Origin of the sequence: Pararhodobacter sp. CCB-MM2 (genome assembly GCF_001691415.1) — a bacterium.
GTDB lineage: Bacteria > Pseudomonadota > Alphaproteobacteria > Rhodobacterales > Rhodobacteraceae > Pararhodobacter.
The window spans coordinates 1-11,964 of the sequence record NZ_LRRR01000026.1 but is presented as its reverse complement, the minus strand read 5'-3'; the positions used below and the strand labels follow the sequence as shown (position 1 = coordinate 11,964).

At 65.5% G+C, this 11,964-nt stretch carries 11 protein-coding genes and 1 tRNA gene; 5 read left to right on the top strand and 7 right to left on the bottom strand.

Going from position 1 to position 11,964, the window contains the following annotated elements:
* Position 1 precedes the first annotated feature (1 nt).
* Positions 2-1,336 (bottom strand): dimethylsulfonioproprionate lyase DddP, encoded by a 1,335-nt coding sequence (gene dddP / locus BCY78_RS18935; protein ID WP_068304985.1) that lies wholly within the window; start codon positions 1,334-1,336, stop codon positions 2-4.
* A gap of 51 nt (positions 1,337-1,387) precedes the next feature.
* Here dddP and BCY78_RS18930 point away from each other — a divergent pair, with 51 nt between their 5' ends.
* A complete protein-coding gene (locus BCY78_RS18930; RefSeq protein ID WP_233499442.1) occupies positions 1,388-2,194 on the top strand; it encodes a DUF3445 domain-containing protein in 807 nt (268 codons plus the stop codon).
* A 7-nt stretch (positions 2,195-2,201) separates the two neighbouring features.
* On the opposite strand, the gene BCY78_RS18925 is transcribed toward BCY78_RS18930, so the two are convergent.
* The 4 genes from BCY78_RS18925 to BCY78_RS18910 all read right to left on the bottom strand — a co-directional run bounded on the left by BCY78_RS18925 (position 2,202) and on the right by BCY78_RS18910 (position 5,526).
* A complete protein-coding gene (locus BCY78_RS18925) occupies positions 2,202-3,047 on the bottom strand; it encodes a hypothetical protein (RefSeq protein ID WP_068304981.1) in 846 nt (281 codons plus the stop codon).
* Positions 3,048-3,198: 151 nt separating this feature from the next.
* Positions 3,199-3,606, bottom strand: coding sequence for a hypothetical protein (locus BCY78_RS18920; protein WP_068304979.1), 408 nt, complete (start codon positions 3,604-3,606; stop codon positions 3,199-3,201).
* A gap of 140 nt (positions 3,607-3,746) precedes the next feature.
* The gene (gene glnA / locus BCY78_RS18915) at positions 3,747-5,153 is read right to left on the bottom strand and encodes a type I glutamate--ammonia ligase (protein WP_068304977.1); all 1,407 of its coding nucleotides are present in this window, start codon (positions 5,151-5,153) and stop codon (positions 3,747-3,749) included.
* Positions 5,154-5,187: 34 nt separating this feature from the next.
* Positions 5,188-5,526 (bottom strand): P-II family nitrogen regulator, encoded by a 339-nt coding sequence (locus BCY78_RS18910; protein WP_068304975.1) that lies wholly within the window; start codon positions 5,524-5,526, stop codon positions 5,188-5,190.
* 157 nt (positions 5,527-5,683) lie between these two features.
* Between BCY78_RS18910 and BCY78_RS18905 the strand changes: the two genes are divergently transcribed.
* Complete coding sequence (locus BCY78_RS18905; protein ID WP_255403163.1) at positions 5,684-7,270, top strand: NAD(P)H-hydrate dehydratase; 1,587 nt, start codon at positions 5,684-5,686, stop codon at positions 7,268-7,270.
* Between the two features lie 4 nt (positions 7,271-7,274).
* Here the strand turns inward: BCY78_RS18905 and BCY78_RS18900 are convergent, their stop codons facing one another.
* Positions 7,275-7,787 (bottom strand): Hint domain-containing protein, encoded by a 513-nt coding sequence (locus BCY78_RS18900; protein ID WP_068304973.1) that lies wholly within the window; start codon positions 7,785-7,787, stop codon positions 7,275-7,277.
* A 240-nt stretch (positions 7,788-8,027) separates the two neighbouring features.
* On the opposite strand from BCY78_RS18900, the gene BCY78_RS18895 reads away from it, so the two are divergent.
* Positions 8,028-8,111 (top strand) — tRNA-Leu (locus tag BCY78_RS18895).
* Between the two features lie 17 nt (positions 8,112-8,128).
* On the opposite strand, the gene BCY78_RS18890 is transcribed toward BCY78_RS18895, so the two are convergent.
* Positions 8,129-9,151: an AraC family transcriptional regulator gene (locus tag BCY78_RS18890; RefSeq protein WP_068304971.1), complete on the bottom strand. Its 1,023-nt coding sequence runs from the start codon at positions 9,149-9,151 to the stop codon at positions 8,129-8,131.
* Positions 9,152-9,286: 135 nt separating this feature from the next.
* On the opposite strand from BCY78_RS18890, the gene BCY78_RS18885 reads away from it, so the two are divergent.
* Together BCY78_RS18885 and tig are read left to right on the top strand one after the other, a co-directional pair.
* Positions 9,287-10,360, top strand: a complete 1,074-nt coding sequence (locus BCY78_RS18885) for a prolyl oligopeptidase family serine peptidase (protein ID WP_068304970.1) — start codon at positions 9,287-9,289, stop codon at positions 10,358-10,360.
* Between the two features lie 97 nt (positions 10,361-10,457).
* On the top strand, positions 10,458-11,789 hold the full coding sequence (gene tig / locus BCY78_RS18880; protein ID WP_068304968.1) for a trigger factor: 1,332 nt from the start codon (positions 10,458-10,460) through the stop codon (positions 11,787-11,789).
* Positions 11,790-11,964 lie beyond the last annotated feature (175 nt).

The window sequence follows — 11,964 nt, the reverse complement described above, 5'->3', positions numbered from 1 at the left end:
TTCAGCCCACCAAGGCGGGGTCGAAGGGATAGCGCGTCAGGTTCTCGTAGCCTGTGTCGGTGATGAGGACCTGCTCCTCCAGCTTGATCGAGAAATCCCCACCCTCGGGCGAGACCAGCGCCTCGACACAGAGCACCATGCCGGGCTCCAGCACCGCGTCGAAGGCGCCGGGAACCCAGGCATCGGGGTAGGGGACATAGGGCCATTCATCGCAAAGCCCGACCCCGTGCATCTTGCACGAGTACTTCTGCGCCCAGTGCCGCGTTTCCAACTGGTGGCCGTTGTGCACCAGATGCTCGATGCTGACGCCGGGTTTCAACATCGCCATATTCTCGCGGATATGGTCCAGCCCGTGGTTCATCGCGGCAATCATGTCCGGCCGCGGCGGCTGATCCCCGATCCACCAGGTGCGCGAGATGTCGATGCAGATGCCGTAGCAGCCGATGAGGTCGGTATCGAAGGCCACGATCTCATTGGGCTGTATCAGACGCGGCCCGCATTCCTGAAACCACGGATTGGTCCGGGGCCCTGAGGCGAGGAGCCGCGTCTCGATCCATTCGCCACCGCGGCGGATGTTCGCTTTATGCAATTCCGCCCAGACGTCATCTTCGGAAACATGGCCTTTGGGGATCTCAGTCCGTGCGAAATGTTCCATGTCAGACATCGAGGCCTCGCAGGCCCAATGCGCGCATCGCATCGCCAGAATCTCGTCCGGGCCCTTGATGGCGCGGGCGCGTTCCGTCACCTCCTCGCCCTCATGCACCTCGAAACCGGCCCGCTCCAGCGCCTTCAACCCGTGGATCTGGATTTTGTCGATGGCCAGCCGCCGGTTCGATCCGGCATGAGCGCGCATCACCTCATCGACCTGACCGGCAAAGCTGCGGGCATCCTCGGCCCCACGGTCACCGGAGACGGCGTAGAAGAAGGACGCACCGTGGCGCAGCTCGGCCACCAGCGGATTGAAGGTCACGAGGAAGGGCGCGTTCTTGTATTCCCAGACCACCATATGGCCGTCGGCGCAGACCATGCAGGCGCGGAACGGGTTGTGGCTGTTCCACAGCTGCATATTGGTCGTGTCGGTGGCGTAGCGGATGTTCAGCGGATCGAACATCAGGATCGCGCCCAGATCCCGGGCCTGCAGCGCCTCGACCAGCCGTTGCAGGCGGTAGGCGCGCATGCGGGGCAGGTCGGGGAGGGTAAGGCCCGCGGCCTCCCATTCCCGGAACGCCAGCTGCGTCGGCCCGATCTCGACGCGGTCATTGTCATTGGGGGTGCCATCGCCCAGAAAGGCCCCGCGGCTGGGGTCGATCTTGCGCCGCTCGACGTAGTGATCCATTCTGCACACTCCTGTCCTGAAGCGAGGCTGGCGCAGCCCTTCAGGCCGGTCTTGCCCAGCAGCGACGAGAAGGACGAGTTGATGGCGGTTTTGCACGATGCGCTGCCGGTGAAACCCTGGATGGACCCGCGGCTGAAGCGCCTGCCGGGGATCCTGCCGATGGATCCCGACGATTGGCTGCGTGTGGACGAGGCCTATGCCGGCCAGATGACTGAGCGCGAGCGGTTGCTGGGGGCGATTCCGGACAAGGTGCGCGGGGCGATGCCGGTGTCAGCCCCGGCGCTGGCCGAGCTGGCCGAGACGGTGCAGGCGCGGCTTCCGGGCTTGGGCTTTCGGCGCGACGGGGCGGCGTGGCGCTGTCCGGACGGGCGGTTGGTGGCGGATGATCTGCCGGTTCTCGACCGTCTGGGGCGCTTGGTGCAGGAAGACCTCTGCGTGATGGAGGCCGGGGCGGATGGTCACCATGTCCTGACCGCCGCGGTGCTGTGCTTTCCGGCCAGCTGGACCCTGTCCGAGAAGCTGGGCCGAGGGTTGCCCGGTATTCATCGGCCGGTCGCTGTGTACGACACCGGGCTGGCCAGTCGGGTGCAACGCCTGTTCGACGCGATCCGGCCCGAGCAGCCGCTATGGCGGATGAACATGCTGGATTACGTGGATTCCGCCCTCTATCAGCCCCGGCGCGAGGATGAGGTGCGGCCGCCCGATACCCGTCGCCGTGGCTATATCCGCTGCGAGCGGCAGGGGCTGATGCGGCTGCCGACGACGCGGGCGGTCGTGTTCTCGATCCACACTTATCTAGTGACGCGCGAAAGCCTGACGGCCGAGGAAGAGGCCGCTTTCGACGCCCGGCACGACTGACCGCGTGTCAGGCAGACCCCGACGAGGATCTGAGGCTGGTCCAGACGGCCCGCTTTCGAGGGGCGGGGGCGTCATCGGGTTGACGCAGGGCTGCGGCCACCCGCTCGGTCGAGCGGTCGAGGCGGGGCAGGACAGGCGGGCGGTCGACGTCCTTGGCGAACAGCTTGCCCAGCGAGCGCGCTTCGTGCCGCGCCGCGCGTGAACCGGGCTTCGGCGGGGCCTCGTCCACGGGTTTGGGCGCCGCGAAGGGCGAGGGGGCGCTGGTGTCCGTGAGCCCCATGTCGGGGCGGGGCAGGCCCAGCCGCTCGATCGGCGGGATGCTCAACGGCGCCGAAGCATCACCGGGGGTCAGCAAGACCTGCGTATCGGCGCGGCGGAATTCCTCGGCCGTCAAGACGAGGCTGCCGGGCTGCCAGACCAGAAGCGAGGGCGTCGCGGCCTCGATCACCGACAACAGGCAGAATTGCCCCTCATGCGCCAAGGCACGTAGGGCCTCGTCGACATCGGGCAGCGGTGCCCCCCTGCGCCGGACGAGGAAGCCCATGGCGTGGCTGTGCAGCCGCAATGTCCGCCCGATATGCACCCGCGCGAAATCCGGCGTCTCGCCGACTGGGGGGCGTAAAAGGCCCTGCATGGAGGTCTGAGGAACCGGACCTTGGGCGACCGTCAGGATCAGCTCATAAGGATCGGTGCGCACCCGCAGGGTCGAAGGCGTCAGCTTCATCGCCGCGATGCGCCGCCCCTCACCGCGCAGGTCGTCCACCAGATACTGCATCGCCAGCACGAGGTCGGGCTGACCGTCGCGTGGTTCAAACAGCAAAGTGGCCCCGGCGATGCCCGTACCCGTGCGCATGACTCTCCTTTTCCGCGCGGGCAAGCCCCGAGCTTGAAAGGACAGAATAGCAGAATGCAAAGATCAGATCGCGAACGAAGTCCTTACAATTTCTTACACTTTCGAAAACCGGAATGAGTGCAAGCCTCTGAGAAGGCGTCTGTTTCCCGGCTCAGAACGGGATCGGGATGCCCGCGTTCCACAGCGCCGCGCGGATCGTGCGCCACAGATCGTAGAGCGGGCCCTGAAGCTCTCGGCCAAACAGCGTGAGGAACAGGCCGATGAAGAAGATCCACCGCAGCAACTTCGCCAGACCACGCCCCTTGTTGAGGTTGGCCTCGGCCACGGCGGCGGGCGTGCTCGGCTGGCTTTTGCCCCAGGGCGCGCTGGTGGTGCCGGAGGAGACGCTGCGCGCCGTCACCGTGCGCGCGGGGCGCGGCTTGGTCTCGGCGCCGTCCAGCTGGGTGACCGGGGTCAGGGCCGTTTCCAGATCGCGCGCGGGCGGGTCCAGCAGGAAATTCCGCTTGCGATACGCACGGTTCGAGGGGTGACGGACATCAATCGGGTGGTAGCGGCTCATGGCGGGCTCGGCAAAGGAATGGCTGGAAACGACGCCAGTCTAGGCCTTTCCGAGCGCGCTGCACAGCCCCCGGTCCGCGGGGCCGCGCCATGCGAAAGGGGCGCCCGAAGGCGCCCCTTGATGCCGTGATCCGAAAGGGATCAGCAGCTGTAGTACATCTGGTACTCGACCGGGTGCGGGGTGTGCTCGTAGGCGTAGACTTCGTCCCACTTGAGGGCGATGTAGCCTTCCAGCTGGTCCTTGGTGAACACGTCGCCGGCGAGCAGGAAGTCCATGTCCTTCTCCAGCTCCTCCAGGGCTTCGCGCAGCGAGCCGCAGACGGTCGGGATCTGGGCCAGTTCTTCCGGCGGCAGGTCGTAGAGGTCCTTGTCCGAGGCTTCGCCCGGGTGGATCTTGTTCTTGATGCCGTCGAGGCCAGCCATCAGCAGAGCTGCGAAGGCCAGGTACGGGTTCGCCGAGGGATCCGGGAAACGGGCTTCGACGCGCTTGGCTTTCGGCGATTCGGTCCACGGAATACGGACGCAGCCCGAGCGGTTGCGAGCCGAGTACGCACGCAGAACCGGGGCTTCGAAGCCGGGGATCAGGCGCTTGTACGAGTTGGTCGACGGGTTGGTGATGGCGTTCAGCGCCTTGGCGTGCTTCAGGATGCCGCCGATGAAGTACAGGGCTTCCATCGACAGATCGGCATACTGGTCACCCGCGAAGAGCGGCTTGCCGTCTTTCCAGATCGACATGTTGACGTGCATACCCGAGCCGTTGTCGCCCTTCATGGGCTTCGGCATGAACGTCGCGGTCTTGCCATAGGCGGCGGCGACGTTGTGGATGATGTACTTGTACTTCTGGATGTTGTCGGCCTGCTCGACCAGACCACCGAAGATCATGCCCAGCTCGTGCTGGCAGGTCGCGACTTCGTGGTGGTGCTTGTCGACCTTCATGCCGATCGACTTCATGGTCGACAGCATTTCCGAGCGGATGTCCTGGGCTTCGTCGATCGGGTTGACCGGGAAGTAGCCACCCTTGTGGCCGGCGCGGTGGGCGAGGTTGCCGCCTTCGAATTCCGCATCGGTGTTCCAGGCCGCCGCATCGGCGTCGATCTGGTAGCCGACTTTCGCCGGGGTGACCGAGTAGCGCACGTCGTCGAACAGGAAGAATTCAGCTTCCGGACCGGCGTAGAAGGTGTCGCCGATACCCGAGGATTTCAGGTAGGCTTCGGCCTTCTTGGCGGTCTGACGCGGGCAGCGGGCATAGGCTTCGCCGGTGTCGGGCTCGACCACGTCGCAATGGATCGCGATGGTCTTCTCGGCGTAGAACGGGTCGACATAGACGCTGCTGAGGTCGGGCATCAGTTTCATGTCAGACTGGTCGATCGACTTCCAGCCCGCGATGGACGAGCCATCGAACATGAAGCCTTCTTCCAGGAAGTCCTCGTCCACGATGTCAACGATCACCGTGACGTGCTGCAGCTTGCCTTTCGGGTCGGTGAAACGAATGTCCACATATTCGACCTGTTCGTCGGCAATCAGTTTGAGAACCGATTCAACGCTCATACTTTTTCCCCTAGTTAGTGAGAGAGTTCGCAGATCACACGGCGTCCTCACCGGTCTCGCCGGTGCGGATGCGGATCACCTGTTCGACGGGCGAGACGAAGATCTTGCCGTCACCGATCTTGTCGGTGCGTGCGGCAGAGATGATCGCCTCGATGGCGGGCTCGACCATGTCGTCGGTCAGCACCACCTCGATCTTGACCTTGGGAAGGAAGTCCACGACGTATTCTGCGCCGCGGTACAGCTCCGTATGACCTTTCTGACGGCCAAAGCCCTTCACTTCGATCACCGAAAGACCCTGGATGCCGATTTCCTGAAGGGCTTCCTTCACTTCATCCAGCTTGAAGGGTTTGATGATGGCTTCGATCTTCTTCATACGGCTCCCCCGTCCGGTTTCGGTGGCCCCTTGATGGGTCCCCGTTCTCGGGCTCGACCCCACTGACCACTTTCCCAAGCATGCCACAATCCGCTAGCCTGTCGCAGGCTGCAATTCCCGATATTGGCGCAGGGATTTGCTACAGGCCGCACAAATAATGTGCAAGTGGCGCGGTGTTTGGGCGATTCTAGAACGGCTGTCGGGTGAAGTGATGGATTTGGTGACATCTGCTCAAATGCGCAGCATCGAGCGTCGGGCGATTGAGTCGGGCGCCGTCACCGGATCGACCTTGATGGAGCGCGCCGGGCAGGGCGTGGTGGAGGCCACGCTGCGCCATTGGCCGGCCTTGGTCGAGGCGCCGGCGGGGGCCGTGGCGCTGGTCTTGTGCGGGCCGGGAAACAACGGTGGCGACGGGTTCGTGATTGCCCGGCTGCTGGCCGAGCAGGGCTTTTCTCCACGTGTCCTGCTTCATGCCGAGAGCCCCAGATTTCCGCCTGATGCCTTGGAAATGCAGAACAAATGGCGCGAGATGGGAGAGGTCTCCTGGCTCTCGGCGCTTTACGATTTACTGCGGGGCGAGCCGCCGGCGCTGATCGTCGACGCCTTGCTGGGGACCGGGCTGACCCGTGAAGTCACAGGCCCGATCGCCTGGGCCCTCTACGAGCTGGCCGAGGCCTGCGAGGGACCTTGGCGCGGGGTGCCGGTGGTGGCTGTGGATGTGCCCTCGGGCCTCTGTGCGGATACAGGCGAGGACCGCGGGCCGATTGTACCCGCCGACCTCTGTGTGGCGTTTCATTGTGCAAAGCCCGGACATTTCCTGTCGAAGGGACCCGATTTTTGTGGCGCCCTGACGGTGTACGACATCGGCCTGCCCCCCGTTAACGAGGGGGCGGTGCCTATGGTTGCGGCACCCGATCCGGCGCTTTTGCGCAAAGGGGGCGGCCATAAGTACGACCACGGCCATGCGCTCGTGTTGGCTGGCGGTGCCGGACGCGGGGGCGCGGCCCGGATGGCGGCACGGGCCGCGTTGCGGATCGGTGCGGGGCTGGTGACCTTGGGGGTGCCGCCTGCGGCGCTGCAAGAGAATGCCGCGCGCCTCGATGCCGTCATGTTGCGCCGCGTCGGTGATGCTCCCGCCTTGGCGGAACTTCTGGCGGATGCGCGCTTCTCGGCGCTGTGCCTTGGGCCGGGGCTGGGCCTCGACCGCGCACCGACGTTGGTGACGGAGGCGCTGGCCTCGGGCCGGCCCTGCCTGCTGGACGCAGATGCCTTGAGCGCCTTTGCCGAGGTGCCGGACGCGCTGTTCACCGCGCTGACGCCGGGCTGTGTGCTGACCCCTCATGACGGCGAGTTCCGCCGATTGTTTCCCGATCTGTCGGAGCGGATGGCGGCAAAGGAGGCCCCGTTCTTTTCACGCATCGACGCTGCGCAGGCGGCGGCAGCGCGGGCCGGGTGCGTGGTGCTGCTGAAGGGCCGGGACACGGTGATTGCAGCGCCGGACGGACGGGTGGCCCTGCACGCGGCGGCATATGAGCGCCCGGCGCCGTGGTTGGCGACGGCGGGCGCGGGCGACGTTCTGGCGGGGATGATCTGTGGGTTGCTGGCGCGCGGCGTGCCAGCCTTTGATGCCGCCTGCGCGGGCGCATGGCTGCATGTCGACTGTGCGCGGGAGGTCGGTCCCGGCCTCATCGCCGAAGACCTGCCCGAGGCCTTGCCGGGCGTACTGCGCCGTTTGCTGGGCTAAGAGGTCAGTGCAGGAAGGTACGGGCGGTCGGCAGAGGGGCGCGGCTGCGGGCGCTGGCCAGTTCCAGCCCGCCGGCTTTGATCACCTGCGGCGCATCGAAATGCAGGCGGAACAGGCGCAGGCTTTTCCGGGTCTCACGCCGGATGGTGATGTCATCGACCAGCGAGGACACCGGCGTCAGCATCTCTTCCTGTCCATGCAGGATCATCGCCCGCCAGTCGCGCACCAGCACTTGCTGGCTGGCCGGCAGAACCATCGTGTCCGCCAGCGGATCGGTTTGGCAGGCGGCCTCAGGGTCGATGACGACCACATCCATCTCCAGCGCCTGCAACACCGAGGTGCCGCGCAATTCGATCAGGCCGTTGCGGGTCAGGATCTTGTCGCCGCTGAGCAGGAACTCCACCGGGATCGCCCCCTCGGAGGTCATCACCATCGTGCCTTCGGTCAGGCCGGTCGGCCGCGAACGTCGCGTGACGCGGGGCAGGGGAGCGAGCTGGGGAACGAGCTGGTGCAGCATGGCGAGAACCTCTGTCGAACGTGAGGGCGGTGATCGTAACGGCGTACTGTTTCCAGCTTGGCGACAAACTTGACGGGAATGTGGCAATCGTCGCGCGATTTCGGGGCTTATGGCCCGGACCGACGGGGCGAAGGGTGATTCCCTACGACCATCCTTCCGGGCGCGCGCGGGAAGGTCTAGCGATTAAGCGTTAAGGTTGTCTTGTGCAGTCCGAAGAAGCCGGATATTTGGGCAGCTGATGCGGGTGTGGCGGAATTGGTAGACGCACCAGATTTAGGTTCTGGCGCCTTTGGCGTGGGGGTTCGAGTCCCTTCACCCGCACCATCCCCTCCTTTCTGACCTCAAGCGGTGGCTGACGCCTTGCGCCATGCCGTCGGGCTTTGTCCGGTCACCCGCGCGAATTCGCGGTTGAAGTTAGACTTCGAGGCAAACCCCACCGTCAGCGCGATTTGCAGGACGCTTTGATCCGAGTAGCGCAGCAGCTGACACGCGTCCTTGATGCGGAAATCATTGACGAATTGCGACAGGTTCTGCCCGCGAAGCCGGTTCACACTCTCGGAGACCCGCCTATCCGGAACACCCAACCGTCGCGCAAGTTTGCGCAGGCTGAGGTCCTCATCGCGGTGCAATCCGCCTTCTGTGAACAGCGCCTCAAGGCGGGTGAGCAACGCCTGCATCTCGGCGTCGTCGGGCTGTGCGTCAGGCATCGGGGCCGGGTCTTCTATCGTCGGCGCGTCGGCCTCCGGGCTTGAACGCCCGAAAAGCGCGGCGACGCCGACCAGTAGGATGAAGCCGGTCTGCACGATGGACACGGCCTGTCCGACGCTTTGGCCTCCTGTTCGGATGAAATCGTAAAGGATGAAACCATCGGTCATGGCCGAGGTGACCAAGGTGCCGCCGATCACCCCCATGGCGAGACGGGTCTGACGGGCATTGCCCAGAGGTGTCAGCGCCGGCGGCTCGTTCTCGCGCAGCACTTGCAGCAGAATCAGCAGCCCGAACCCGAGATAGACCAGCGGAATGAAAAGGTCGGCGAGATCCGGCGCCACCACCAGCGCGGCCCAGCCCCCGAGGGCCGGGATCAAGGCCATGCCGATCACTTGTCGCGACAGCCCGGTCAGCGCCCGAAATGCCAGCCATGTACACGACGGGATCAGCGCGGCGACCAATCCCATCGGCAGGCGCAGCGCCGTCCACTCATAGCCCCACCGCAACGACACCAGCAGGCTTTGCAGCAGGTACAGGGTGACCAAGGCGATGAAGATCCGGTTGGCGGTGACGCGCAGATCCCGGTTGGCCAGCAGGTATCCAAGGATGATGGCGAGGGCGGCACTGGCGAACAGGGTGACGGGGACAAGCAGCATTGGGCAATTCCAAGGGGATCAACGCCTTGGTCGTAACCCGGATCGCGATCCGGGACGACCTAGAACGTGATCTGGGACGCCATGAAGGGTCGCGTCGGGCAGGACAATCGCATCAACGATCCACGGAGAACCACGATGCGCAAGCTCATCCCCCTCACTGCCGCCGCCCTCTGCCTTGGAGGCCTCGCTTGGGCCGGCACCGAGCTGCTCCGCGAGCCCTATGCCGGTACCGTCGGCATCACCTACACCGAAGTTCCGGCGCCTTTGCGGCAAACTTCGCTCGATCTGCACCTGTGGTATCCCGCGCAGCCGGGCGGCAGGGCGGTCACGGTGGGCGGCAACGGCGTCTTCTACGGCACACCGGCGGGCCGCGATGCGCCGATGGCCGAGGGGCGGCACCCGCTGATCCTGATCTCGCACGGGGCCGGGGGCAATGCCGGGCAATTCGGCTGGATCGCCGCGCAGCTGGCCGAGGCGGGCTATGTCGTCGCCCTGCCGAACCATCCGGGCAGCACCTCGCGCAATGCCTCGGCCGAGGCCGCCGTGCGCATCTGGGAACGTCCGCAGGACCTGAGCGCGGTGCTGGACGAGATCACCGCCAACCCCGAGGCCTATCCCTTCATCGACCCGACGCGGATCGGGGTCCTCGGCTTCTCGGCGGGCGGCTACACGGCGCTTGCGGTCTCCGGTGCGCGGGTGGACCCCGACCGCTTGGCGGCCTTCTGCGATCAGGGCGGGCGCGGCATGTCCGATTGTGACTTCTTCGCCCGCTTCGGGGTGGATCTGCACCGGATGGACCTGCAACCGGCCGGCCAAGACCTGCGCGATCCCCGTATCAGCTTCGCGGTGGTCGTCGATCCGGGCATCGTCGAGACCCTGACTGAGGAGAGCCTCGCTGCGATCGACATCCCGATGTTGGTGCTCAATCTAGGCGCTGAAGCCGAGGTGCCCGCGCCGGTCCATGCCCGCACCGTGGCCGAAACCATCGCGCGGGCGGAGTACCATCTGGTGCCCGGCGCGCTGCATTTCTCCTTCTTGGCTGAATGCAAAGCCGCTGGCGCGCAGATCCTTGCGGATGAAGGTGAGGCTGATCCGCTCTGCGCCGACGGGGCAGGGGGCGAGCGCACGCGCGCGCAGCTGCACGCCGATATGGCCGAGAGGATCCTGACCTTCCTGCAGGGCGTCACGGGGGGCGCGCGTGGCGCGTGACGGATTCAGGGTTGATCCGCCCCGTCGCGCACTCTAGGAAGACGCTGATTTCTTCAGGCCGCCACCGGGCGGCCTGTCAGCATATGCGAGGACAAGGATGCAAGTCACCGAAACCCTGAACGACGGCCTGAAGCGTGGCTACACGATCACCGTCACGGCCGCCGAGCTGGCCGAGAAGGTGGACGCGAAACTGCGCGAAGCGCAGCCCGAGGTTGAGCTCAAGGGCTTCCGCAAGGGCAAGGTGCCGATGGCCATGCTGAAGAAGCAGTTCGGCCCGCGCGTTCTGGGCGAAGCGATGCAGGAAGCCGTCGACGGCGCCATGCAGGCCCATTTCGACGAAACCGGCGCCCGCCCGGCGATGCAGCCGAAGGTCGAGATGCAGGACGGCGAGACCTGGAAAGAGGGCGACGACGTGATCGTCAACCTCTCCTACGAAGCCCTGCCGGAAATCGCTGATCCCGACTTCTCGGGCATCGCGCTGGAGCGTCTGGTCGTGAAGGCCGAGGACGCCGCCGTTGACGAGGCTCTCGAGAACCTCGCCAAGCAGGCGCAGTCGTTCGGCGACAAGGACGGTGCGGCCGAGGACGGCGATCAGGTCGTGTTCGACTTCACCGGTCGCGTCGACGGCGAGGCCTTTGAAGGCGGCGCTGCCACCGATTACCCGCTGGTGCTGGGCTCGGGTCAGTTCATCCCCGGCTTCGAAGAGCAGCTCGTGGGCGTGAAAGCCGGCGACAGCAAAGACGTCACCGTCACCTTCCCCGAGAACTACGGCGCCGCCCATCTGGCCGGCAAGGAAGCCGTGTTCGAATGCGTGGTGAAGGGTGTGAAAGCGCCGGAAGCCGCCGAGCTGAACGACGAGCTGGCCTCGAAATTCGGCGCCGAGTCGCTCGACGCGCTGAAAGGTCAGATCCGTGAGGGTCTGGAAGGCGAATACGCTCAGGCGTCGCGCGCGGTCGTCAAGCGCGCCCTGCTGGACAAGCTGGACGCTGACGTGTCGTTCGAGCTGCCGGAAGGTCTGGTCGAAGCCGAAGCCTCGCAGATCGCTCACCAGCTGTGGCACGACGAGCACCCGGAAGTGCACGATCACAACCACGGCGAGATCGAGATCTCGGACGAGCATCGCAAGCTGGCCGTGCGCCGCGTGAAGCTGGGTCTCCTGCTGGCCGAAGTGGGCCGCAAGGCCGAGGTCACCGTCTCGGACGCCGAGATGACCCAAGCGATCCTGCAGCAAGCGCGTCAGTATCCGGGCCAGGAGCGTGAGTTCTTCGAATTCGTGCAGAAAAACGCCCAGATGCAGCAGCAGCTCCGCGCCCCGCTGTTCGAGGACAAGGTCGTCGACATGATCCTCGGCAAGGCCACCGTGACCGAGAAGGACGTCTCGAAAGACGACCTGAAGGCCGCGCTGGACGCGCTGGAAGCCGAAGTCTGATCCAACCGACTTCTGCGACAAGAAAAGCCCCCCGTGCCAGTGATGGCGCGGGGGGTCTTCGTTGCGCAGGGTGGAAAACGCGCGGCCGAGGCACGCTCCCGCCCACCCATCCCGCGCGCCTCGGCCGCGCCCGCCATGACGGCCCTTGCGATCGGTGGATAAGGCCTGCCTCTTT

What these genes read in the sequence shown, in the direction of transcription:
- BCY78_RS18885 (WP_068304970.1), top strand. Translation starts at nt 9,287, where the DNA reads ATGCGCAAGCTCATCCCCCTCACTGCCGCCGCCCTCTGCCTTGGAGGC.
- BCY78_RS18925 (WP_068304981.1), bottom strand. Translation starts at nt 3,047, where the DNA reads ATGCGCACGGGTACGGGCATCGCCGGGGCCACTTTGCTGTTTGAACCA.
- tig (WP_068304968.1), top strand. Translation starts at nt 10,458, where the DNA reads ATGCAAGTCACCGAAACCCTGAACGACGGCCTGAAGCGTGGCTACACG.
- dddP (WP_068304985.1), bottom strand. Translation starts at nt 1,336, where the DNA reads ATGGATCACTACGTCGAGCGGCGCAAGATCGACCCCAGCCGCGGGGCC.
- BCY78_RS18905 (WP_255403163.1), top strand. Translation starts at nt 5,684, where the DNA reads ATGTGCAAGTGGCGCGGTGTTTGGGCGATTCTAGAACGGCTGTCGGGT.
- glnA (WP_068304977.1), bottom strand. Translation starts at nt 5,153, where the DNA reads ATGAGCGTTGAATCGGTTCTCAAACTGATTGCCGACGAACAGGTCGAA.
- BCY78_RS18900 (WP_068304973.1), bottom strand. Translation starts at nt 7,787, where the DNA reads ATGCTGCACCAGCTCGTTCCCCAGCTCGCTCCCCTGCCCCGCGTCACG.
- BCY78_RS18910 (WP_068304975.1), bottom strand. Translation starts at nt 5,526, where the DNA reads ATGAAGAAGATCGAAGCCATCATCAAACCCTTCAAGCTGGATGAAGTG.
- BCY78_RS18890 (WP_068304971.1), bottom strand. Translation starts at nt 9,151, where the DNA reads ATGCTGCTTGTCCCCGTCACCCTGTTCGCCAGTGCCGCCCTCGCCATC.
- BCY78_RS18920 (WP_068304979.1), bottom strand. Translation starts at nt 3,606, where the DNA reads ATGAGCCGCTACCACCCGATTGATGTCCGTCACCCCTCGAACCGTGCG.